This window comes from Stenotrophomonas sp. YJH_SMC_120 (genome assembly GCF_059368675.1).
Genome location: NZ_JCAFRY010000013.1, coordinates 1 through 23,408, shown reverse-complemented (window position 1 = coordinate 23,408; position 23,408 = coordinate 1). Strand labels below are relative to the sequence as shown.

Here is a 23,408-nt window from a genome sequence, read left to right as displayed (position 1 = left end):
GCTAGCCCATCCGGTGTGCAGGCGCTGCATTGTCATCGCGGTTTCATCGCCTTCGTTCAGGCTCGGCGAGCACCGACCTGGCCGTCCCTTCCATGCAACCGCGCAAGACCGATCTCGCCCGAACCGCGCTGCAGGCCCACCGCGCGCCGCTGGACATGCGCCAGCGCCGGCTGCTGATCCTGTGCGACGGCCAGCGTACCGTCGCCGACCTGACCGGTCTGCTCGGCCAGGAAGCACCGGCGATGGTCATCCAGCTGGTACAGGCGGGGTACCTGAGCACCGGCACGGGCGCCACGACCCCAGCACCGTCGACCGCAGCCGCGGTAGCGCCGGTGCCCGCGCCGCCGGCAGCGACACCTGCTGCACCCGCGGTCGAACGCCGGCGCTCACTGGTGGCAGCGCGCATCTACGTGCTGGGCATCCTGGAAATGCAGCGGCATCCACAGGCGGCGGCGCTGTTCCGCGACCTGCAGCAAGCGCGTGCGGAGGACGAGGTGCTGCAGCGACTGCAGTCGGCAATGCAGCTGCTGCCCACGCTCACTTCGGATGGCTATTGCCAGCGCGTACGGCAGCGCCTGCTGGAGGCGTTGCCATTGGAGCATTGCGACGCGTTCGCCGAGGTCGCCTGAAGAAAAAGGGGACGGAGGGAATTAAGTCGTTTCAGGCACACGTGTGCTGATTGCGGCTTAATCCCCTCCGTCCCCTTTCTAGGGTCAGCGGAAGTTGTTGCGCAGGCCATTCCAGCACTGCTGGTAATCGCCCTGGCGGTGGCCAGCGGCCAGCGCCTGTGCGGTCGGGCGGATCACTGCGCGGGTCTCGAACATGAAGGCCATCGTGTCCTTGATCACATCGGCCTTGGACAGATCGGCATTGGACGCCTTGTCGAAGGTCGGCGCATCCGGGCCGTGACCACTCATGCAGTTGTGCAGCGATGCGCCACCCGGGACGAAGCCTTCGGCCTTGGCATCGTAGGCGCCATGCACCAGGCCCATGAACTCACTGGCGATGTTGCGGTGGAACCACGGCGGACGGAACGTGTTCTGCGCCACCAGCCAGCGCGGCGGGAAGATCGCAAAGTCCATGTTGCTGGTGCCCGGGGTGTCGCTGGGCGAATGCAGCACCAGGAAGATCGACGGATCCGGGTGGTCGTAGCTGATCGAACCGATGGTGTTGAAGCGGCGCAGATCGTAGCGGTACGGCGCGTAGTTGCCGTGCCAGGCCACCACGTCCAGCGGCGAATGGTCGATCGGCGCACGCCACAGGCGGCCCTCGAACTTGGCGATCAGTTCGAAATCGCCATCGACGTCCTCGAACGCCGCATGCGGCGTCTCGAAGTCGCGCGGATTGGCCAGGCCGTTGGATCCGATCGGGCCGAGGTCGGGCAGCTTCAGCAGCGCACCGTAGTTCTCGCAGATATAGCCGCGGCTGGGGCCATCGGGCAGTTCAACGCGGAAGCGCACGCCGCGCGGGATCACCGCGATCTGCTGCGGCTCGATCTCGATCACGCCCAGCTCGGTCAGCAGGCGCAGCGCGCCCAGCTGCGGCACGATCAGCAGCTCGCCGTCGGCGTCGTAGAAGTAGCGGCCGACCATGTCGCGGTTGGCAGCGTATAGGTGGATGCCCACGCCGGCATGCGCATCGGGCGAGCCGTTGCCACCCATCGTGTACAGGCCTTCGACAAAATCGGTCGGCAGCTCCGGCAGCGGCAGCGGGCTCCAGCGCAGCTGGTTCGGTGAAGCCGGCTGTGCGCCGAAATCACACTGCAGCTGCGACTGCGCGAACGGGGTGAACTCGCCATGGGTCACCGCCGGGCGGATCCGGTACAGCCAGCTGCGGCGGTTGCTGCCACGCGGCGCGGTGAAGGCGGTGCCGGTCAACTGTTCGGCGTACAGGCCGTGGGCCACCTTCTGCGGTGAGTTCTGCCCGACCGGCAGCGCGCCGGCAACGGCCTCGGTGGCGAATTCGTTGCCGAAGCCGGACTGGTAGCCGCGGGCGGTGATGGCGGGGGACATGGGAACTCCAGAGATTGCCGGCCAGCGGCCGGCACGACCATTCGGACAGGCAATGCCGGCGGGACGCCGACATTGCCTGCAGACCTTACAGCACGCCGCGGCGGATCTGGTCGCGCTCGATGCTCTCGAACAGTGCGGTGAAGTTGCCTTCGCCGAAGCCTTCGTTGCCCTTGCGCTGGATGATCTCGAAGAAGATCGGGCCGATGCAGTTCTGGGTAAAGATCTGCAGCAGCTTGCGCTGGTGGGTTTCCGGATCGGCATCGATCAGGATCTTGTTCTTCGCCAGGCGCGGCACGTCTTCACCGTGGTTCGGCACGCGCTGGTCGATCACGTCGAAGTAGGTCTCCGGCGTATCGAGGAAGTCCACGCCCTGCGCGCGCATCGCTTCGACGGTCTCGTAGATGTTCTCGGTGAAGCAGGCGATGTGCTGGATGCCCTCGCCCTTGTACGCGTCCAGGTATTCGTTGATCTGGCTCTTCGGGTCGGACGATTCGTTCAGCGGGATGCGCACGATGCCATCCGGCGCGGTCATCGCCTTGGACACCAGGCCGGTCTTCAGGCCCTTGATGTCGAAGTAGCGGATCTCGCGGAAGTTGAACAGGCGCTCGTAGTAGTCCGACCACTGCTGCATGTTGCCGAAATACAGGTTGTGGGTCAGGTGGTCGATGAAGGTCAGGCCGAAGCCCACCGGGTGCAGGTCGGCACCGGCGATCGGCTCGTAGTCGCCGTCATAGATGCTGCCGGCGCTGCCGTAGCGATCGACCAGGTACAGCATGCAGTCGCCGATGCCCTTGATGACCGGCGCGCTGACCGCCTTGCTGTCCGGCTTGAAGGCGATGGCTTCGGCGCCGTTGCCCAGCGCGGTCTGGTAGACCTCCTGGCCCGGCTTCTTGAAGCGGATGGCGAAGCCGCAGGCGCACGGACCGTGCTTCTCGGCGAAGTCGGCGGCGAACGAATCGGGGTCCTCATTGACCAGGAAGTTGACGTCGCCCTGGCGATAGACGGTAATCGGACGCTGCTTGTGCTTAAGCACCGCGCTGAAGCCCATCTTCCGGAAGTACTCGTGCAGCTCCTGGCCACGGCCGGCCGGGGCGGCGAACTCGACGAACTCGAAGCCGTCGATGCCCATCGGGTTCTCGAAGGTGGTGACCTGCATGCCGGGGTTGGGATGCGAGGCGGTCGGGACTGCGGTATTCATGGCGTGGCTCCGAATCGGTACCGCATCGGTACAAACCAGGTGCGGGCAGGTAGGGACCCGGCGAGAATGCAGGGTCTGGACCTACCCCTTATAGTTACACTTGAAACCACCAGCAAGGTGCACCGCAACATGAGCCCCGCCGATCCCGTTTCGACCCGCCTGCGTTCCTCGCACGTCCTGCTCGACCTGGAACAGTTCCTGCCGTACCGGCTGAGCGTGCTGTCCAACCGGGTCAGCGGCAACATCGCCAAGCTATACGGCGATCGTTACGGTCTGGCGATTCCCGAATGGCGGGTGATCACCATCCTGGCGCTGTACCCGGGCTCCTCGGCCAGCGAGGTCTCCGACCGCACGGCGATGGACAAGGTGGCGGTCAGCCGTGCCGTGGCCCGCCTGCTGGAGCGCGGCTTCATCAAGCGCGAGACCCACGGCGACGACCGCCGCCGCTCGGTGCTGGCGCTGTCGGCAGCCGGCTTTGAGGTGTACGAGACCATCGCGCCGATGGTGATCGAAATCACCCGCAAGCTGATGTCGGTGCTGAGCGAAGAGGAAGAGCAGGTGCTGGAGAAGCTGATCCTGCGCCTGGCCGGCGAAGGCCTGGAGCGGATGGGCGAAGGGGTCTAAAAGAAAAAGGGGACGGAGGGGATTAAGTCGTTTTGGGCCCCAAGTCGCGGGTGCCGACCCCGGCCGGTAGCGGAACAGTGGCTGGGCGATTGCCGTCCGCCCCCTTTGATCTGACGGGACCCGCTTCTTGGCGGACTGCGGACCGACCGCGAACGATGCCATCGGACGCATTCACCTTCCGCAGATCCCGTCCTGAAGTGTCGCCTTCGCCCAGCGGCATTTCCGCATTGGCCCGATACGGCCCGTTTCCGCCAGGCTGGTGTATCGGAACGGGCTGATCCAGTGAATTCTCCTATTGGACTGCTCACGTGTGCGGCCGGACGGTAAACGTTCAACGGGTATCAGCCCGGCCATCCACATCGAACGGGCTCCCTCATGGATGACTCGCGTTCAACGTCGCCGCATGGCCAGGAATTGCTGGCCGATCTCAGAGAGCTGATCTGCGCAGCGCGCAGCAGGATGCACAGGTCCATCAACGCCGAGTTGACGCTGCTGTACTGGCGAATCGGTCGTCGCATCCATGTTGACCAGATGGCGGGGCAGCGTGCGCGTTACGGCGAGGTTCTCTTCACCCGGATCGCCAAGGCGTTGTCTGCCGAGTTCGGCACATCCTTCGGTGAGAAGAGCCTGCGCCGGATGGTGCAGTTCTCCATCGCATTTGCAGACGAGCAGATTGTCGTATCGCTGATACGACAATTGAGCTGGACCCATTTCATCGCGCTGATCCCACTGGCGGACCCACTCAAGCGCGACTTCTATGCACAGATGGCCGCCACCGAGGGCTGGAGTGTACGTACGCTGCGCCAGCGCGTCGATTCGATGCTGTATGAGCGCACGGCACTCTCCAGTCAGCCAGAGCAGACCATCGCCGAAGAGTTGGCGGCACTGCGCGGCAACCAGCAGCTGTCTCCAGGGCTGGTACTGCGTGATCCCTACGTACTGGACTTTCTTGGCCTCAAGGACAGCTGGGACGAGCAGGACCTTGAAACCGCGATCCTTCGCGAGATGCAGGGCTTCCTGCTTGAACTTGGCACGGGCTTCAGTTTCGTCGCCCGCCAGAAGCGCATCCAGATCGACGGCGATGACTTCCACCTGGACCTGCTGTTCTACAACCGGCGCCTGCGCAGACTAATTGCCATCGAGTTGAAGATCGGCGAGTTCAAGCCGGCCTACAAGGGACAGATGGAACTCTATCTGCGCTGGCTGGACCGGTACGAACGTGAGGACGGCGAGCAGGCGCCGTTGGGCATCATCCTCTGCACAGGGAAGAAAGCGGGCCAGATTGAATTGCTGGAGCTGGATCGCTCAGGCATCCATGTTGCGGAGTACCTGACCACGCTGCCCTCCCGGGAGGTCCTCAAGCAAAGATTGCAGACTGCCATGGAGCGGGCGCGGCAGCAGCTGCAGACCGCGGCGCCCGGCCTCCCGTAGATCTACGCCACGCGCGGATGGCGTTCATGCTTCAGCTCAGATGCTTGCGCCGTGCATGGATCCACGGCACCGCGAGCGCCGCGATGGCACCACCGGCGAAGCCGAGGGAAGCCGCAACCGTGGCTGCTTCGACCGCCCCCGGCAGCGCCAGCGCTGCCGCCACCAGCAGCAGCGACGGCAGGCCGACGAAGGTGCCCAGGAAGAAATGCCAACGCGGTGACCAGGTATTGAGCTGCAGCAGGCTGACCGGTTGCCAGGCTTCCGAGGCAGCGTCCTCGGCGATCTTCGCCACCGCCTTGGCCAGGTCCACTTCCGGCAGCGCGCGCCCCTGCCGTGCGGTCGCCAGCAGCTCGGCCACGGCCTCCACCGGCGGGAAACTGGACGGCCACGCGACCGGCGCCGGCACGCCATACGCGGTCAGCACCGGCACGCTCAGCCACGGCGCCACCAGCGGGCGCATGCGACGGCGGCCATGCACGCACCAGATCTGTTGCTGCCCATGCGCGGTGACGCTGTACAGCGCCAGTTCGTTGGCCGGCGGGTAGCCGAGCATGGTCACCCGCGCGGCCAGGCTGTCCTGCCCCATCGCGCGCAGGAAGCCGGGGCGGCTGCGCCCTTCCTGCATCCACGCCAGTCCCAGCGCACCCACCAGATAGGCCTCGGCCACGTCCTTGCTGCCAGCGGTGGCGCGTTCGTCGCTGGCCAGGTACCAGGCCAGCGATTTCGGTTCGGCGACATCGTCCAGGCCCCAGCGGCTGTCGTCTCCCAGCACATGGCGCACCGGCAGGCGCGCGGGCGCGGTTTCGCCACGTTCGCCGGGTTGCAGGAACGGCAGCACGCCCTGGATGAAGGTGGACAGCTCGATCGCACGCACGCCGTGCCCCTGCCACTCCGGTGGCAGCAGCCCGGCCAGCTGGCCATCGGCGGCCAGCGCATCAAGCCGGGACTTCTGCTCGACCAGCGTCTGCACCGCCCCCTTCAGCACCACGTTGTCGGGCAGCGCGATCTGCGGCAGGCGATGACGCGGCGGCGCCAGGTCGACGGTGGCCTCGCCGGTTCCGGTGTCATCCAGCAGCGCCTCCTGCGGCGGCAAGGTTACGCCCTCGCCTGCTCCACCCTCGGCCAACTCACTGGCGGATTCGGGCAGTCGTTCGGCGTGGTCGCTGTGCATGGGCGTTCCGGAAGGTTGCATCGACGGGATGTCGACTGAGGTCCTTGCCGGTAACGGCGAGCGCGTTGCGATATTGAGATGCCGATTCCGGGAATGTGACCGCAACCACAGTAGATCCACGCCATGCGTGGATGCACTTCTGTGCCGACCAACGGTCGGCACCCACCGGAGATGGCGGTCAGCGGTCGGCCCACCCCTGCCGGCCAGCGGCCGGCACTACCCCTATTCCGGTTTGTCAGGTGCCCATTGTTTCAGGAACGCGCTCACCCGTGCCGGCTGGAAGGCTTCGCCCCTGCGCAGTTCGCCGGTGGCCTGCGAGACCAGCAGGCTTCCATCGGCATCGAGTACCAGCAGGTATGGGTAGTCGCGCTCCATCACCGGGAACTGGGCGAAGAAGGCGGTGTTGGGCTGCTCGTCGCTGGCGTTGACCTTCACCCACACGTAGTGGGCATCGCGGAAGCGACGCAGGTCGCCGTTGCCTTCCACCACATCGTCCAGCGCGCGGCAGCGCTCGCAGGCGGCGTTGCCGACCTCCAGCAGGATGCGCTTCTTGCCCCGCTGGGCTTCCACCTTGGCGGTGGCCAGGTCATCGGCGGGGTTGCGGGCCGGGTCGAACTGCGCACCGAGCCCGGCGATGGCGGCGATGTCTGCCGCCACCGGGGTGTTGCCCGAGGCCACCGGTTCGCTGGGGTCAGCGACCGGTGGCTCGGTGGGTCGGGTATCCAGGGGCTGCGTGGGCTCGGCGGTGGCAGGCGGTTGCGGTTGGGAACAGGCGCCGATCAGCGCCGCACAGACCACCACTACCGCAGTACCGAGCTTGCTACGCATGCCTTCTACCCTCTCATCATTACTTGACGCCGTGCATCAGCTTGTTGATCAGCGGGGCGATCAGGAACAGCACCACGCCGGAGCCGATCAGGGCCCAGAACCCGAAGGTATACCCCTTCAGGGCCGACTCGACCGTCATGCCGCCTTCACCACTGACCACGCCAGCGAAGATGCCCGACAGGTTGTTGCCGATGCCGGTGGACAGGAACCAGCCGCCCATGCCGAAGCCGACCAGGCGCACCGGGGCCAGCTTGGTCACCATCGACAGGCCGATCGGCGACAGGCACAGCTCACCCACCGACTGGATGACGTAGACCATGAACAGGGTCCAGAACGGGATCTTGCCGTCCACGACCATCTGCGACAGGGCGAACATCAGCAGCGCGAAGGCGGCGCCGTTGAACAGCAGGCCCAGGCCGAACTTGCGCGGGATCGACGGATTGGCGCGGCCCATGGCCACCCAGATCCAGGCGATCACCGGGGCCAGGGTGATGATCGCCACCGAGTTGACCGACTGGAACCACGCGGTCGGGAAGGTCCAGTCACCGAACTGGCGGTTGACGATGTTCTCGGCCAGGAAGGTGAACGAGCTGCCGGCCTGTTCGAAGAACATCCAGAACATCACGTTGAAGGCGAAGATGATCAGCATGGCGATCACGCGGTCGCGCTGCACCTTGCCTTCGCGGATGCCCTCGACCAGCAGCAGGACGGCCAGCGCGGTGAACATCGCACCCAGGATCCAAGCCAGCGCGGTGGCGCCGGTGGCCAGCAGGAAGTACGCGACCGGGATGGCGACCACGGCACCGGCCAGCACCATGATGATGCGGCCGAAACCTTCAGCGCCGGCCGGCGGTGCACCGATGCCCTTCAGGCCGGCACGACCGATGTAGAACCACACCAGCGAGATCAGCATGCCCACGCCCGAGGCGATGAACACGACCTTGTAGGACGGCATCGCGTCGGTACCGAACACCTTGCGGGCCAGGTACTCGGTCAGCACCGGGGCGATCATCGCGCCGATGTTGATGCCCATGTAGAAGATGGTGAAGCCCGAATCGCGGCGCTCGTCCTTCAGCCCGTACAGCTTGCCGACCATGGTCGAGATGTTCGGCTTGAACAGGCCGTTGCCGACGATGATCGTGGCCAGGCCGAGCTTGAAGATGTGCTCCTGCGGCAGCGAGATCATGAACAGGCCAGCGGCCATGATGATCGCGCCGGTCAGGATCGAGCGCTGGTAGCCCAGTACCCGGTCGGCCACGTAGCCACCGAAGATCGCCGCGGCGTACACCAGGGCCAGGTAGGCGCCGTAGATGCGGCTGGCGTCGCCTTCACCGGCAGCGCTGCCGTTGTAGAACTGGGCAACGATGTACAGCACCAAGGCCCAGCGGATGCCGTAGAACGCAAAGCGTTCCCAGAACTCGGTCATGAACAGCATCCACAACGGGCGCGGGTGGCCCAGCGTGGTCTTGAAGTCCGGCAGTGCCGGCTCTGGGGTGTTCGCAGTGGCGTTTACGCTCATGCGGATTTCCTGGTTCGGTGGATGACGAGCACGTCCGGTGTGCAGTTGGAGCAACGCGCGAGGATCACCGACTTCTGGCGTTCACGTCAAATACACGCCGTTTGAGGCAGGTGCCAGCCTGCTCGCTGAACTTGCATCTGAAACGATCCAGCCGCCGGCCGAGATCCAAGCTGAATACGGATCAGCCCTGTTCGGCCGGGGGCGCGGCCTGCAGGCTGGTGCGCACCTGGAACAGCTCGGGGAAGAAGGTCAGCTCCAATGCCTTGGCCAGGAAGCCCACGCCGGACGAGCCACCGGTGCCGCGCTTGAAGCCGATCACCCGCATCACCGTGCGCATGTGGCGGAAGCGCCACAGCTGGAAGGCGGTCTCCAGGTCCACCAGGTCCTCGCACAGCGCGTACTCGCGCCAGTAGCGGTCGGTGTCCTGGTAGATGCGTTCGAAGACCGGCTGCAGGGCGTCGTCGGCTACGTGCGGCTGGGTCCAGTCGTGGGCCTCGTAGACCGCCGGCACGGCATGGCCGAAGCGGGCCAGGTACTTCAGGAATTCCTCGTACAGGCTGGGCGCCTCCAGCACGGTGCGCAGCTGCGCCTGCCCGGCCGGGTCGTGCTCGAACACCTGCAGCATCTGCGCGTTCTTGTTGCCCAGCAGGAACTCGATGTAGCGGTACTGCAGCGACTGGAAGCCCGACGACGGGCCCAGCACGTCGCGGAAGCCCATGTATTCGGACGGGGTCAGGGTTTCCAGCACCGACCATTGCTCGGTCAGCTGGCGCAGCACCTGCTTGCTGCGCGCCAGCACCTTGCGGCACTGCCAGACTTCATCGCGCTGCAGGAAGCCGATTGCGGCACGCAGCTCATGGCCCAGCAGCTTCAGCCACAGCTCCGAGGTCTGGTGCTGGATGATGAAGAGCATCTCGTCATGGTGCGGCGGGCTGGACAGCGGCTGCTGCGCGCTGAGCAGCTGGTCCAGCCGCAGGTAGCCGCCGTAGGTGAGGCGTCCCTGCAGGTCGGTGTGGATGCCGGCTTCAAGATCGCGTTGGTTGTTGTCGACGGACATGGGCGGGACCAGATCGGGGGCGGCAAGGGTAGCGCGTTGCCGCCGCGCTGGCAGCCGCCGGGTCCATACCGGGGCGTGCGGTTGGCCGTGGAGCATCGGCCGATCGCAGGCCTGCGCGTGGAACCGTCCAGGCCGTTGTACTGGTGGTCAGCCTGAGGCGTATTCTGATGCTTTGCAGCAACGACTGAATACGTTGTTGTTATTGGCCCCCCACCCGCCGGCAGGGGTAAAACGGGGAATCCCCGTGTTGCGGCGCAGGAAGGCTATTCCGTACGCGTTCCTTAACATGGCGATTCATATCATTTGTAACTTCTCTGTCGAAGGTGCAGTACGCAATGACGGTTGCCGCTGAATTCAAGATCGAATACCTGCAGTACCTGGATACGGACGGCAAACTCGTCCGCGATGACCTGCCCGCGTCGCTGCGCGACCCCAAGGTCCTGGTACCGCTGTTCAAGCAGATGCTGTTCGTACGTACGTTCGACAGCAAATCCATCGCACTGCAGCGCACCGGCAAGCTCGGCACCTATGCCGCCTGCCTGGGCCACGAAGCCGCACACGTGGGTATCGGCGCGGCGATGCAGAAGGACGACGTGTTCGCGCCTTCGTACCGCGAGTATGGCGCGATGTTCATGCGTGGCGTGCGCCCGCACGACGTGCTGATGTACTGGGGCGGCGACGAACGCGGCAACGATTACGGCGGCAACGCGGCCAAGGACTTCCCGTTCTGCGTGCCGATCTCCACCCAGTGCCTGCATGCCGCAGGCGCCGCGCTGAAGTTCAAGCTCAACAAGGAACCGCAGATCGCCGTGGCGGTGTGCGGCGACGGCGGCAGCTCCAAGACCGACTTCTACGCAGCACTGAATTCGGCCGGCGCCTACAAGCTCCCGCTGATCCTGTGCATCGTCAACAACGGTTGGGCCATCTCGGTTCCGCGTTCGGCCCAGACCGGTGCCGAAACGCTGGCGCAGAAGGGCCTGGCCGGTGGCCTGCACTGCCTGCAGGTGGACGGCAACGACCTGATCGCGGTGCTGGCGGCCATGGAGCAGGCGCGCGAACGTGCGCTGGCCGGCGACGGCGGCACCGTGCTGGAACTGATGACCTACCGCCTGTCCGACCACACCACCGCCGATGACGCGCGCCGCTACCGCGACGACGCCGAAGTGAAGGATGCCTGGCAGCGCGAGCCGATGCTGCGCCTGCGCAAGTACCTGATCAACGCCGGTGTGTGGAGCGAAGAAGAGGAAACCGCCTGGGTCGCCGAGTGCGGCACGCGCGTGGACGAGGAAGTGAACCTGTACCTCAACACGCCGGTGCAGCCGGTCGAGGCGATGTTCGACTTCCTGTATGCCGATCCGCCGCCGGACCTGCTGGCCCAGCGTGCCCAGGCGATCGCCCTGGAGAAGCGCCATGGATGAGATCAAGAACGGCGCGCCCGGCGCGCACACCAACGCCGCCGACAGCGCTGCGGTCGCGCGCGGAGAAGAGAGCATGACCACCACCCCGATCACCCTCATCGAAGCCATCACCCAGGCGCTGGCCTGGGAGCTGGAACACGACCCGTCGGTGCTGGTGCTGGGCGAAGACGTGGGCGTCAACGGCGGCGTGTTCCGCGCCACTGCCGGTCTGCAGCAGCGCTTCGGCTCGGACCGCATCCTCGACACCCCGCTGGATGAAACCACCATCGCCGGCCTGACGATTGGTCTTGCCGCGCAGGGCATGAAGCCGGTGGCCGAAGCCCAGTTCGATGGCTTCATGTACCCGATGGTCGACCATATCGTCTGCCACGCCGCACGCCTGCGTTACCGCACGCGTGGCCGCCTGCACTGCCCGATGGTGCTGCGCGTGCCGTGGGGCGGTGGCATCCGCGCGCCGGAACACCACAGCGAAGCCAACGAGGCGATCTTCACCAACGTGCCGGGCCTGCGCGTGGTGCTGCCGTCGTCGCCGCAGCGTGCCTATGGCCTGCTGTTGGCCGCGATCCGCGAACCGGATCCGGTGATCTACATGGAGCCCAAGCGCATCTACCGCCAGTACAAGGAAGTGGTCGTCAACGACGGCGAAGCCTTGCCGCTGGACGTCTGCTTTGTGCTGCGCGATGGCACCGACGTGACCCTGGTGACCTGGGGCGCGCAGGTGAAGGAAGCGCTGGAAGCGGCCGACAAGCTGGCCGGCGAAGGCATCAGTGCCGAAGTCATCGATGTGGCCACGCTGCGTCCGCTGGACTTCGCCACCATCGCCGAATCGGTGGCCAAGACCGGCCGCTGCGTGATCGTGCAGGAGGCCCCGAAAACCGCGGGCTTCGGCGCCGAGATCGCCGCGCGCCTGGCCGAGGAATCGATCTACGACCTGCTGGCCCCGGTCGAGCGCGTCACTGGCTACGACACCCACATTCCGCTGTTCCGCCTGGAAATGAAGTACCTGCCGAGCGTTGAGCGGATCGTGGCTGCGGCCAAGCGCGCGGTGGCGGCCGGCTGACATGCGGGCCCGCCTTCTGGGGGCTTACCGCAGCCAGTATCCCAACCCGCTCCGGTTCCACACCGGCCAGATCGTCGAAGTAGGTGTCCGTGACGAGGAATGGCCGGCGTTTGCCTGGGTACGCACCAACGATGGGCGCGCTGGCTGGGCGCCCATCGCCTGGTTGCAGCTGCTGGACGAGGGTCGCGCCGAAGCGCTGTGCGACTACGACGCCCGCGAGCTGGATGTGGAAAGCGGCGAGATGGTGAAGCTTCATCACGAACACGGCGGGTGGTGGTGGTCCGAGCGCGCCAATGGCGCGACGGGTTGGCTGCCGGCCCGCGAACTGGAACTGCTGGAAGAGAACTGCAAATGAGCCAGACCAAGAACTTCAACCTGCCCGACCTGGGCGAAGGCCTGCCGGACGCGACCATCGTCGAGTGGTTCGTCAAGGAAGGCGATGTGATCAAGCTGGACGAGCCGCTGGTGTCGATGGAGACCGCCAAGGCCGTGGTGGAAGTGCCCTCGCCGTTCTCCGGCAAGGTGCTGAAGCTGTCCGGCGGTGCCGGCGACATCATCCCGACCGGTTCGGTGCTGGCCAGCTTCGAACTGGACCCGAACCTGCCGCAGCGTGCCGACGGCCAGGACACCGGCCACAGCCATGGTCATGCCGCACCGGCCACGCCGGCTGCCGCACCGACCCCGCCGCCGCTGCCGGCTGCGCCGGTCGCTGCGGAGGAAGCCAAGCCGGCCGCCGCCGAGCGTGACGACGCCGGTACCGTGGTCGGCGCCATGCAGAGCTCCAACGCCGTGCATGCCGAACAGGCGCTGGCCGTCGGTGGCGTCAAGGCCGTGCCGGCCGTGCGTGCGATGGCGCGCAAGCTGGGCGTGGACCTGAGCCGCGTGGCCGCTACCGGGACCGATGGCGCGGTCACCATGTCCGACGTCAAGCAGGCCGCCGCCAACGGCACCGCCAAGCTCGGCGCTGCTCCGGCACCGGTTGCCGCTGCTGCCTATGCCGCGCCGGTCCCGGCGCAGGTGTCTGCCCCGGTGCAGAGCGAAGCCCGCACCCCGCTGTCCGCCGCCGGCAAGCCGATGCGTACCCAGCCGCCGGGCGTGGTCGCCAAGGGCCAGCCGGAACCGCTGAAGGGCGTGCGCCGCAACATGGCACGCGTGATGGCCGATGCGCACAGCAAGGTGGTGCCGACCACGCTGAACGACGACGCCGACATCCACGCCTGGCTGCCGGGCAACGACGTCACCGCGCGCCTGGTGCGTTCGATCGTGGTCGCCGCGCAGAAGGTGCCGGCGATGAACGCCTGGTTCGACGGTGAAGCGCTGACCCGCACCCTGCACGCACAGGTGGACATCGGCATCGCCGTGGACACAGACGACGGCCTGTTCGTGCCGGCCCTGCGCAATGCCGACATGCTCGACGCACGCGGCATCCGCGAAGGCGTCAATCGCCTGCGCGAGCAGGTGGAATCGCGTTCGATCGCCGCTTCGGAACTGAGTGGCTACACCATCTCGCTGTCCAACTTCGGCATGTTCGCCGGCCGCTACGCGACCCCGGTCGTGGTGCCGCCGTGCGTGGCCATCGTCGGTGCCGGCCGTGCCCGCCACCAGATGACCCCGGTGATGGGCGGCGTGGAAGCGCACAAGGTGATCCCGCTGTCGGTCACCTTCGACCACCGCGCGGCCACCGGTGGCGAAGCCGCCCGCTTCCTGCGCGCGATGATGGACGACCTGGCACTGGCCAGCTGATCGGTGGGTGCCAACCGTTGGTTGGCACATGCACTGGAAAAACGCCGGGCACAGCCCGGCGTTTTTTTGTGCCTGCTCCGTCGCGCTCCATCCACGCATGGCGTGGATCTACACAATGCGGGCGATCAATCGCGCGCGACCAGGCCTTCAGCACGGCTGTAGACCCGCAGGCGGTGGCCATCAGGATCTGCCCCGACAAAGGTGTGGCCGAACTCCAGCGTCACCGGCGCCTGCAGGATCTCCACACCAAGAGCGCGCCACGCATCGTGCATCTGCTGCACGGCCTCCTGGTTGGCGACCACCATCGCCAGTTCGGCGGCACCGGCCTGCGCGGACACCGGAGGCTGCACGTCGTCGCGCTGCCACAGGCCCAGTGCGGCGCCATCGCCGAGCAGGAACAGGGCAAAGCCGGGCGACTGCTCGACCGGCGGCTTGCCGAGGATGCCGCTGTAGAAGGTGGCGCTGGCGGCGACGTCGCGCACGTACTGCAGCAGGGTGCTGGGCGTGAACATGGGGAAGCTCCGTTGTTGGGAGCGCTCATGGTGGTATGGCCCTGCTGACAGATTCTGTCAGTAGCGGCGAGCGTGCTTGACTGCTGTTGCCACTGCCCTGGTAGAGGTCGAGCTTGCTCGACTGCTGTTCGCGAAGATCAAAGGCGGTCGAGCAAGCTCGACCCCTACCAGGAGCAGAGAGCAAAAGCCGCCAACCCATCGCACCAGCAGCAGAAAGCGAAGTGCAAGGACGGTCGAGCAAGCCCGACGCTACGAACGGTCCAGCCAGTCCGGTGCGATGCCCTGCGCCTTCTGCCAGCGTCGCAGCAGGGTGGCGCGTGGCACGAGGTAGTGATCCTCCAGCACACGCGCCTGGCGGATGCGGTCCAGACGGAAATGGCGGAAATCCTCGCGGCTCTCGCACCACGCCGCCAGCATCGGCACCTCATCGAAGTAGCCCAGCGCGAACGGCCAGACGATGCGCTCGCTGCGCTGGCCGTGCGCATCCTCGTAGCCGAACTTCAGGCGCTGCTGTGAACCCACTGCTTCGCGCACGGCCTGCAGACGCGCAGCCGGCACCTTGGCCGCAGCGCGCGAAGGGCCAACGCGCAGGCCACTGTCACGCAAGGCTTCCCGGCGCGCTGCTGGCAGCACATGCGCGATGCGCGCCAGGGCATCACGTGCGGCCTCGGCCAGCGCCGGCTCGGTGCGCGCGGCGACCCAGCGCAGGCCGAGCACCAGCGCATCGATCTCGGCCGGCGGCAGGGTCATCGGTGGCAGGGTGTCGCTCGGCGCCAGCTGGTAGCCAACGCCGGCCTCGCCACGCAGGTCAGCGCCCTGCTCACGCAGGGTCTCGATATCGCGGTACAGCGTGCGCAGGCTGATGCCCAGCGCTTCGGCCAGCGTCTGCCCGGCCACCGGCCGCCGATGGCGGCGCAGCAGCTGCAGCAACTGGGTCAGGCGCAGCGCACGTGACATCAGCCGACCAGTGCGCTCGATGCAACCACGTGCTCACCCGGCTGCGGGGCCAGCGCGGACTCGACCAGTGCCTTGGCGATCTCGCTCGCCGGGTTGATCCGCCACGCCCGTGGCAACACCGGCCCCAATGCACCCAACATCGTCAGGGCCAGGCGCTCGCCACGACGCACCTCGTTGCGCTCGCCCCCGATCAGCCCTGGACGAACCAGGGTCAACGCGTTGAAGCCCAGCGCGCGCAGGTCACGCTCCAGCTCGCCCTTCACCCGGCTGTAGAAGATCGACGACTGTGGATTGGCGCCGGCCGCGGAATTCAGCACATAAGTCTGTGCACCCTGTGCCTGCGCCAGGCGGGCGAAGGCCAACGGGTAGTCATGATCGATGCGATGGAAGGCCTCGCGGCTGCCGGCCTGGGCAATGGTGCTGCCGAGCGCGCAGATGACCGCGTCCACGCGCGCCCATGCTGGCGAAGTGGGCAACGCGTCGAAGGCCAGTACCGGGTTCTCCAGCTTCCCGTGGGTCATGCCCAACGGGCGGCGGGTGGGCGCCACCACGTCACTGCAGCGCGGGTCGTCCAGCAGCCGGGGCAGGGCCAGCCCGCCGACCAGGCCGGTCGCCCCCAGCAACATCACGCGCATCACCACCTCCACTGCGGCATCCTGTCGCCCATCCTAGCCGTTCAAGCCGTCGGCGGCCGCGCCGATATGCTGGAACCAGTCCCTGCCAGCCCCCAGGATTCGCTCCATGACGGACCAGCCCGACCACCGCCCTGCCCCCGGTACCGCCCTTGGGCCGCCGGCACGCGTGCGCGCGGTGGTGGACGATGGGCTGGGCGACCGCGTGGTACTGCAGGGCGGTGGTGCCGTGGCACTGCAGCAGCTGTTCGCCGGCGCCGACGCGCCGGAACCGCTGCTGGCCGCCTTCGCCAACGGTATGGCCACCCTGCCCGGCGAACTGGGTGACATGGGCGACCGCCTGCAGTCGGCGCAGGCCAGTGCCGATTGGCCGCGCTACGGGCGCGCGATGCGGCAGCTGATCGACAAGTACATCCGCACCATCGAACAGCATTCGCCGGACGGACAGCCGGAAAGCCTGCGCCTGTCCGAGCAGCTGCGGCTGCTGCTGGGTGGCGCGGTGGTGGCCCTGCTGCAGCACGACCCGGATCTGCGCGAACAAGCGCAGGCGCTGGCCACGCGCCTGCGCCAGTGGCAGCCGGGTACCGCACTGGAGCCGATCGAACAGGGCGTGCGCGAACTCGGGCACCAGGTCGGCGTGCGTGCCGAGAGCTGGCAGGAGCAGCAGGCGCTGCTGCTGGAACTGTTCGCGCTGCTGTTGGAAAACGTGAGCGAGCTGCTGGACGACCGCAGTTGGCTGCAGGGCCAGATCGCGGCGGTGCGCCAGCTGCTGGACGGGCCGCTGGAAGCCGAGGCAGTCGAGCGCACCCGTGCCGAACTGCGCGAAGTGATCTACAAGCAGGGCCTGCTGCGCCAGGGCATCGACGATTCGAAGGCGGCGATGCGCGGGTTGATGGGCGAGTTCATCGAGCGCATGGATGGCATGGCCACCAGCACCGGCGAATACCACGACCGCATCGGCAGCTACGCACTGCAGCTGCGCGAGGCGCGTAGCATCGCCGACCTCAACCAGCTGCTGCAGGACGTGATGCGCGACACCGGCAAGGTACAGCAGCAGGCCGCGCAGGCCCGCGATCACCTGGCCAATGCGCGGCAGGAAGTGGAACGCGCCGAACAGCGCATTGCCGAGCTGGAGCAGGAACTGCGTGCCGCCGGTGACCTGGCGCGCATCGATCCGCTGACCCAGGCGCTGAACCGCCGCGGCCTGGACGAACTGCTGCAGCGTGAACTGGCGCGTGCTGCGCGCAACAACTCACCGCTGGGCGTGGCGGTGATCGACCTGGATGATTTCCACCTGACCAACGAGGCGCACGGCCACGCCGGCGGCGATGCGTTGCTGCAGCACCTGGTGGCCGTTTGCAGGCTGCTGCTGCGCGCCACTGACGGCATCGCACGGCTGGGTGGCGACGAATTCGTGCTGGTGCTGCCGGAAACCCAGGGTGCCGACAGCATGGCCACCGTGCAGCGCCTGCAACGCTCACTGGCGCACCGTGTGCTGACCGTGCAGGACCGGCGCGTGCCGGTGCACTTCAGCGCCGGGCTGGCGCAATGGCAGCCGGGCGACGATACCGAGGCTTTGCTGCGCCGTGCGGATGACGCGTTGTATGCGGCCAAGCGACAGGGCAAGAACCGCGTGCAGGCGGGCTGACCGTCCGGCCCGTCGCGAACCGCTTTGGTAGGTGCCAACCTTGGTTGGCACGCGCGCCAAACAAAGCGCCGACCAAGGTCGGCCTCTACCGGGGAACCCGCCGGCGATGATCCCGACCCCCCTGAACCGCTTTGGTAGGTGCCAACCTTGGTTGGCACACGCAGGAAACGAAGCGCCGACCAAGGTCGGCCTCTACCTTGCGACCCGCCGGTGATTACTTGCCGCGCAGCTTCTGGAACCCGGTCACGGCCGCGAGCACGATGGCGCCGGCGATGATGCCGACCACCATGTTACCCACCGCGCTGACCAGCCAGCCCCACTGCCCCTCGCCGCCCATCGCCTGTACTGCGTGGTGCAGCGCCGGTACGTTGTGCACCAGGATGCCTCCGCCCACCAGGAACATGGCAATGGTGCCGGCCACCGACAGGAACTTCATCAGCCACGGCGCCGAGGCCACCAGGCCGCGACCGAAGGCGGCCACGGCCCCACCCTTGCGCGACAGGTACAGGCCGACGTCATCAAGCTTCACGATGCCCGCCACCAGCCCATAGACGAAGACCGTCATCGCCAGTGCAACCACGGCCAGCGTGACCAGCTGGTTGGTGAACGATGCGGTGGCGACCACGCCCAGGGTCAGTACGATGATCTCGGCCGAGAGGATGAAGTCGGTGCGGATCGCGCCTTTCACCTTGTCCTTCTCCCACGCCACCATGTCCACCTGCGCGTCGGCCAGCGCCTTGCGCCGCTCGGCCTGATGCTCGGCGTCGTCCTCGGCCGAGTGCAGGAACCGGTGCGCCAGCTTCTCAACGCCCTCAAAGCACAGGAACGCGCCGCCGATCATCATCAGCGGCACGATCAGCGGCACGTTCCAGCCGCGGCTGTGCAACCAGGCCTCCAGCGCACTGATCGCCAATGCTGCGGGCACCAGGATCACCTTGTTGACCAGCGAGCCCTTGGCCACCGCCCACACCACCGGCAGTTCGCGGTTGGCGTTGACCCCGGTGACCTGCTGCGCGTTCAGCGCCAGGTCGTCGCCCAGCACGCCGGCGGTTTTCTTCGCCGCGACCTTGGTCAGGACCGAGACATCGTCGAGGAGGGTGGCGATATCGTCGAGCAGGGCGAACAGGCTGGCACCGGCCATGGGAAGTCCAGAGAGGGAATGAGCGGATTCTGACCGATCCGGTGGGGACTGCGGAAGACGTCGGATTCACCGCGTGCCCACCGCCCCCCGGCGACACTGCGGAATCCGGACATCGCCGGCCCGTGGCCGGCGCTACCTGTCTTCGTCGCATGGGAGTTCCGCTTGAGCAATCCGCCCACCGCCAATGGCAATCCTCCGCTGGTCAAAGGCATGAACCGGCGCAGCCAGATCCTGCGCCTGCTGATGCGCTATCGCCATTCAGGGGTGTTCTCGGGCATGAACCTGGATGCCGCAGGCAATCCAGCCGACGTTCCCGCGGACGGCAACCCGGAACAGTTCGTCAGCGATCTGGAAGCGCTGGGCCCGACCTTCGTCAAGCTGGGCCAGATGCTATCCACGCGCCCGGACATGGTGCCGGTGGAGTTCGCCACAGCCCTGGAGCGCATGCAGGAAAAGGTGGCCGAGATTCCGGTCGAGCGCATCCATGCGATCGTCGAGCAGGAGCTGGGCGCACCGGTGAACAAGCTGTTCGCCTCATTCGATCCCGAACCGCTGGGCTGTGCCTCGATCGCGCAGGTGCATCGCGCGGTGCTGCACGACGGACGCCAGGTGGCAGTGAAAGTGCAGAAGCCTGAAGTGGCTGCACAACTTCGCTCGGACCTGGAGGCGCTGCGCAGCTTCGCGCTGGCCGCCGACCACCTGACCCAGGTGGGCCGCCGCGTGCGCCTGCGCGACTGGCTCAACGAGTTCGCAAAGACCCTGATGCAGGAGCTGGACTACCACGCCGAGGCCGAGAACCTGGCCCGTTTCGGCCGACACCTGAAGCCGTTCCGCCGCCTGTGGATTCCGCAGCCGCTGTGGGACTACAGCAGCCAGCGCGTGCTGACCATGGAACTGGCCACCGGCGTGCGCGTGGATGCGATTCCCGATGTGCGCCGCACCGAACAATCGATGGACCCGCTGGCGGCGGCGCTGATCCGCGGCTACCTGGACCAGATCTTCGTGCACGGCGAGATCCACGCCGACCCGCACCCCGGCAACCTGCGGGTGATGCCCGATGGACGGCTGGCGATCTTCGACCTGGGCATGGTCGCGCACATGCCGCCGCGCCTTCGCGAGCGGCTGCTGAAGATCCTGTTCGCCGCAGTCGATGGCCGTGGCGAGGAAGTAGCCGACGATCTGATCAGCATCAGCACGCGGCTGGAGGCCTTCGACGAAGAGCGCTACCTGCGCGAGACCGGCCAGCTGATCGCGCGCTACGCCGCCAGCGGCAGTTTCTCCGAAGGCCGCGTGGTGCTGGACATGGTGCGCATCGCCACCGCCTGCGGCCTGCGCACCCCGCCGGAACTGAGCCTGCTCGGCAAGGCGCTGCTCAACCTGGAAACCGTATGCCGCTTGCTGGCACCGGACCTGGATACCCGCCGTATCGTCGAACGCCAGCTGCAGCACGTGATGCGTGCGCGCCTGAAGAAGTCCCTGTCGGCAGCCAACATCGCCAGCGAGGCGATGGAGCTGCAGCAGCTGCTGCGCGATGGGCCGCGCAAGCTGTCGGACATCATGGCGCTGCTGGCCGAGAACCGTCTGCAGATGAAGGTGACGGGCCTGGAAGAATCGCGGCTGATGGAGAACCTGCAGAAGATCGCCAACCGCGTGGCGGCCGGCATCATCAGCGCGGCATTGATCATGGCCGCCGCGATGATGATGAAGATCGACACCGGCTGGCATCTGTTCGGCTACCCGCTCATCGCCCTGATTCTGTTGTTCATCGGCGTAGTGCTCGGCCTTGGCATCGTGACCAGTGCATTGCTGTTCGATCGTCGCGCGCGGGCACGCGAAGAGCGCGGGCATCGCTAGCGAATCTACGAAAACACCCGTATTCATGCGGTTTTTAATGCAATCCAACGAAGCCTTTCACGCTCGTTTTACCTTCTGAGCGCGATTTCGCGCGCGTCATTTCAACAAACATTTCAGTCAGGTTCGTGCATGCACTATCGGGTCATCGGCCTGTCACATGCATGTGCTTGCGGCAGCGCCGGTCGGATGGACACGCGTCGGTACGACGTCCATCACCACCACCCCGTCACTGCCGAAGCTGCCTATGCTCTGGATACTGCTGCTGTCGTTGTTGCTGCTGTGCTGGTTGTTCCTCGCGTCCGGCAAATGGGTGTGGTGGAAGGCCAGTGCGTTCTCGCTGCTGCTGCTCACGCTCAGCGCATGGTGGCTGATCGACAAGCTGTCCGGTGATGGGCTCAACGCCGCCACGCTGTACCACCTCGGCGCCGACATGGAAGGCGCCGGAGTCTCCGACTTCAAGGGCTACATCGCCGGCTTCATCGTGCTGGCGCTGGTCTCGCTGCTGCCGCTGTTCGCCACGCGGGTGAAGCGCTGGCGCCGGCCCGGCCACGGTGGCGCGCTGTTCGCGGGCTTCGCGGCCGTGTGGGTGGCCACGATCATGATCAGCCCGCTGGCCCGCGACGGCCAACGCCTGTACCAGCAGCTGCGCCCGGTCGACTTCGCCCGCATCGCCCCCGAATACCAGGTACCGACGCAGCCGCTGCAGCGCCCGCGCAACATCGTCTGGATCTACGGCGAGAGCCTGGAGCGCACCTACCTGGACGAAAACGTATTCCCGGGCCTGATGCCCAATCTCAACCGGCTGGCGTCCGAGTCGCTGGACGTGCGCAACCTGGCCTCGGCCGAGGGCAGCGGCTGGACCATTGCCGGCCTGGTGTCGTCGATGTGCGGCGTGCCGCTGACCACTTCGCAGGGCGATGAGAACAGCATGGACCGGATGGGCAGCTTCCTGCCCAAGGCGGTGTGCCTGGGCGACTACCTGAAGCAGCAGGGCTATACCAACCATTACCTGGGCGGGGCCAACGGCCAGTTCGCCGGCAAGGGCCAGTTCCTGGCCAGCCACGGTTTTGACGAAGTGCATGACCTCGCCTGGTTCAAGCAGCAGAAAAAGATCGGACGCATCCACTACTCCGCCTGGGGCGTGCACGACGACGTGCTGCTGGATGCCGCCTACCAGCGCTTCGAACAGCTCTCGCGCGCCGGCTCGCCGTTCATGCTCACCACGCTCACCATGGACACCCACCACCCGGCGGGCCATCTGCCGGTGTCGTGCAAGGGCGAGCGCTACCAGAGCCAGTACGGCAACATCAACATGCTCAACGCGCTCAAGTGCAGTGACCGGCTGATCTCGCAGCTGGTCGAACGCATCCAGGCCAGCCCGTACGACAAGGACACGCTGATCGTGATCGCCTCCGACCACCTAGCGATGCCCAACGATCTGACCCACATCCTGACCCGGCAGAAGCGCGAGAACCTGCTGCTGTTCCTGGGCGATGGCATTGCGCCGCAGCAGCTCAGCGCCGACGCCGGCACCACCCTGGATTCGGGTGCGACCCTGCTCAGCCTGCTGGACCCGAACCTGAAGACGATGGGTTTTGGCCGTTCACTGATCGATACCCAGCGCGCGCCCAGCGCCAGCGTGGCCACCCAGCGTGATGGCGGCCGAGATTACCCGCAGTACCTCGCCTTCGCCCGCTCGCTGTGGCTGGGTGAGCCGACCCGCGAACTGAGGATCGACGGCGACGACCAGGTGGTGGTCGGCCTGCAGCACGTGCAACCGCCGGTGCTGCTGGAATACGACAAGGACTGGGGATTGAAGTCGGTGTATCTGGAGAACACCTCGCGCCAGTTTGATGATGCCGACCCGGACAACACCCTGGCCTATGTCGACCGCTGCACCGCGTTCGAGGACGGCTCGGCCGATGGCGACTGGTGCGCTCTGCTGGTCAACCGTGACAACGGCATCAAGCTGTACCGCGACAACGACCTGCGTGGCGGCATTGCCGTGGACGCACCGCTGGACGCATTCCAGGGCCCGCGCCCGAGCGTGCGCCAGGCGCACATGATCACCCAGAAGGGTCGCCGCACCCGCGCCGGCCAGTACATGCTGCAGCTGGTGGCGAGCACGCGCCCGGATCGCGGCTTCTGGATCGAGGCGGTGTCCTCGCAGCGCAAGGTGGTGCTGGCCCAGCAGTGGGTGCAGCCCGATGCCAACGGCAAGATCAACGTGTCGTTCGGGCTGGACCATGAAGTGGATGATCTGGAGATCCGCGCGTGGTTGAATCATGCCGAGAAGCTGGCGGTGGACACGTTCGCACTGGTGCCCTCGCGCGGCCGACCGCGGGGGTAGGGCTCTTTGCAGGGCTGCGCCCTGCACCCGTGGTAGTGCCGGCCGCTGGCCGGCAACCTCAGAAGCAACGGCAACAGCGGGCATTCCGTGGTTGGGCGGGGTGGGTCCGGTCGCGGGGGACGCTGCAAGTCCCCCTTCCGGGGCCCGGCCCAGCCGCTGGCGGCTGTGCGTTCGGGCGCTTGCGAAGCAGTGCTTCGCAAGCAAAGCGCCCTCACCCATGTAAGCTCGGTCGCCGCATCCATGCGGCTCACGC

At 66.6% G+C, this 23,408-nt stretch carries 19 protein-coding genes and 1 pseudogene; 10 read left to right on the top strand and 10 right to left on the bottom strand.

Going from position 1 to position 23,408, the window contains the following annotated elements:
* Positions 1–92 precede the first annotated feature (92 nt).
* Positions 93–629, top strand: coding sequence for a hypothetical protein (locus tag AC5P60_RS14970; protein ID WP_033833880.1), 537 nt, complete (start codon positions 93–95; stop codon positions 627–629).
* A gap of 84 nt (positions 630–713) precedes the next feature.
* Here AC5P60_RS14970 and hmgA read toward each other — a convergent pair whose 3' ends face one another.
* Positions 714–2,012 (bottom strand): homogentisate 1,2-dioxygenase, encoded by a 1,299-nt coding sequence (gene hmgA, locus AC5P60_RS14965; protein WP_005411339.1) that lies wholly within the window; start codon positions 2,010–2,012, stop codon positions 714–716.
* Between the two features lie 85 nt (positions 2,013–2,097).
* Positions 2,098–3,210: a 4-hydroxyphenylpyruvate dioxygenase gene (gene hppD, locus AC5P60_RS14960; protein WP_005411340.1), complete on the bottom strand. Its 1,113-nt coding sequence runs from the start codon at positions 3,208–3,210 to the stop codon at positions 2,098–2,100.
* A 66-nt stretch (positions 3,211–3,276) separates the two neighbouring features.
* Between hppD and AC5P60_RS14955 the strand changes: the two genes are divergently transcribed.
* Positions 3,277–3,834 carry a MarR family winged helix-turn-helix transcriptional regulator gene (locus AC5P60_RS14955; protein ID WP_005411341.1) on the top strand — a complete coding sequence of 186 codons (558 nt, stop codon included), beginning with the start codon at positions 3,277–3,279 and terminating at the stop codon, positions 3,832–3,834.
* A 375-nt stretch (positions 3,835–4,209) separates the two neighbouring features.
* The gene (locus AC5P60_RS14950) at positions 4,210–5,265 is read left to right on the top strand and encodes a PDDEXK nuclease domain-containing protein (RefSeq protein WP_033833882.1); all 1,056 of its coding nucleotides are present in this window, start codon (positions 4,210–4,212) and stop codon (positions 5,263–5,265) included.
* 31 nt (positions 5,266–5,296) lie between these two features.
* Here the strand turns inward: AC5P60_RS14950 and AC5P60_RS14945 are convergent, their stop codons facing one another.
* From AC5P60_RS14945 to AC5P60_RS14930, 4 genes are all read right to left on the bottom strand, one after another.
* Positions 5,297–6,436: a hypothetical protein gene (locus AC5P60_RS14945; RefSeq protein ID WP_033833883.1), complete on the bottom strand. Its 1,140-nt coding sequence runs from the start codon at positions 6,434–6,436 to the stop codon at positions 5,297–5,299.
* Positions 6,437–6,658: 222 nt separating this feature from the next.
* Positions 6,659–7,264 carry a thioredoxin family protein gene (locus tag AC5P60_RS14940; protein WP_033833884.1) on the bottom strand — a complete coding sequence of 202 codons (606 nt, stop codon included), beginning with the start codon at positions 7,262–7,264 and terminating at the stop codon, positions 6,659–6,661.
* Between the two features lie 19 nt (positions 7,265–7,283).
* Positions 7,284–8,783 carry a peptide MFS transporter gene (locus AC5P60_RS14935; protein ID WP_005411345.1) on the bottom strand — a complete coding sequence of 500 codons (1,500 nt, stop codon included), beginning with the start codon at positions 8,781–8,783 and terminating at the stop codon, positions 7,284–7,286.
* Positions 8,784–8,964: 181 nt separating this feature from the next.
* Positions 8,965–9,840: a tryptophan 2,3-dioxygenase gene (locus AC5P60_RS14930; protein ID WP_033833885.1), complete on the bottom strand. Its 876-nt coding sequence runs from the start codon at positions 9,838–9,840 to the stop codon at positions 8,965–8,967.
* 335 nt (positions 9,841–10,175) lie between these two features.
* Between AC5P60_RS14930 and pdhA the strand changes: the two genes are divergently transcribed.
* From pdhA to AC5P60_RS14910, 4 genes are read left to right on the top strand one after another with little or no spacing between them, the layout of a single operon-like run.
* Positions 10,176–11,258 (top strand): pyruvate dehydrogenase (acetyl-transferring) E1 component subunit alpha, encoded by a 1,083-nt coding sequence (pdhA, locus tag AC5P60_RS14925; RefSeq protein WP_005411347.1) that lies wholly within the window; start codon positions 10,176–10,178, stop codon positions 11,256–11,258.
* Positions 11,251–12,318: an alpha-ketoacid dehydrogenase subunit beta gene (locus tag AC5P60_RS14920; protein ID WP_005414714.1), complete on the top strand. Its 1,068-nt coding sequence runs from the start codon at positions 11,251–11,253 to the stop codon at positions 12,316–12,318. Before pdhA ends, AC5P60_RS14920 begins: the two co-directional genes overlap by 8 nt.
* A 1-nt stretch (position 12,319) precedes the next feature.
* Entirely contained in the window at positions 12,320–12,673 is a 354-nt protein-coding gene (locus tag AC5P60_RS14915) for an SH3 domain-containing protein (RefSeq protein ID WP_005411349.1), read from the top strand.
* On the top strand, positions 12,670–14,061 hold the full coding sequence (locus AC5P60_RS14910; RefSeq protein WP_033833886.1) for a dihydrolipoamide acetyltransferase family protein: 1,392 nt from the start codon (positions 12,670–12,672) through the stop codon (positions 14,059–14,061). Before AC5P60_RS14915 ends, AC5P60_RS14910 begins: the two co-directional genes overlap by 4 nt.
* A gap of 125 nt (positions 14,062–14,186) precedes the next feature.
* On the opposite strand, the gene AC5P60_RS14905 is transcribed toward AC5P60_RS14910, so the two are convergent.
* The 3 genes from AC5P60_RS14905 to AC5P60_RS14895 form a co-directional block, all read right to left on the bottom strand.
* Positions 14,187–14,573, bottom strand: coding sequence for a VOC family protein (locus AC5P60_RS14905; protein WP_033833887.1), 387 nt, complete (start codon positions 14,571–14,573; stop codon positions 14,187–14,189).
* A 249-nt stretch (positions 14,574–14,822) separates the two neighbouring features.
* Positions 14,823–15,530 (bottom strand): helix-turn-helix transcriptional regulator, encoded by a 708-nt coding sequence (locus tag AC5P60_RS14900; RefSeq protein WP_049454149.1) that lies wholly within the window; start codon positions 15,528–15,530, stop codon positions 14,823–14,825.
* Positions 15,530–16,165, bottom strand: a complete 636-nt coding sequence (locus AC5P60_RS14895) for a Rossmann-fold NAD(P)-binding domain-containing protein (RefSeq protein WP_231522943.1) — start codon at positions 16,163–16,165, stop codon at positions 15,530–15,532. The genes AC5P60_RS14900 and AC5P60_RS14895 overlap by 1 nt, the downstream gene beginning before the upstream one ends.
* A gap of 106 nt (positions 16,166–16,271) precedes the next feature.
* On the opposite strand from AC5P60_RS14895, the gene AC5P60_RS14890 reads away from it, so the two are divergent.
* Entirely contained in the window at positions 16,272–17,810 is a 1,539-nt protein-coding gene (locus tag AC5P60_RS14890) for a GGDEF domain-containing protein (RefSeq protein WP_033833889.1), read from the top strand.
* 214 nt (positions 17,811–18,024) lie between these two features.
* Here AC5P60_RS14890 and AC5P60_RS14885 read toward each other — a convergent pair whose 3' ends face one another.
* Positions 18,025–18,951, bottom strand: coding sequence for a DUF808 domain-containing protein (locus AC5P60_RS14885; RefSeq protein ID WP_005411357.1), 927 nt, complete (start codon positions 18,949–18,951; stop codon positions 18,025–18,027).
* 207 nt (positions 18,952–19,158) lie between these two features.
* On the opposite strand from AC5P60_RS14885, the pseudogene AC5P60_RS14880 reads away from it, so the two are divergent.
* Together AC5P60_RS14880 and AC5P60_RS14875 are read left to right on the top strand one after the other, a co-directional pair.
* A pseudogene (locus AC5P60_RS14880) lies at positions 19,159–20,805 on the top strand (ABC1 kinase family protein); the annotation flags it as partial.
* A gap of 244 nt (positions 20,806–21,049) precedes the next feature.
* On the top strand, positions 21,050–23,155 hold the full coding sequence (locus AC5P60_RS14875; protein WP_111109162.1) for a phosphoglycerol transferase I: 2,106 nt from the start codon (positions 21,050–21,052) through the stop codon (positions 23,153–23,155).
* The last annotated feature ends 253 nt before the right edge of the window (positions 23,156–23,408 follow it).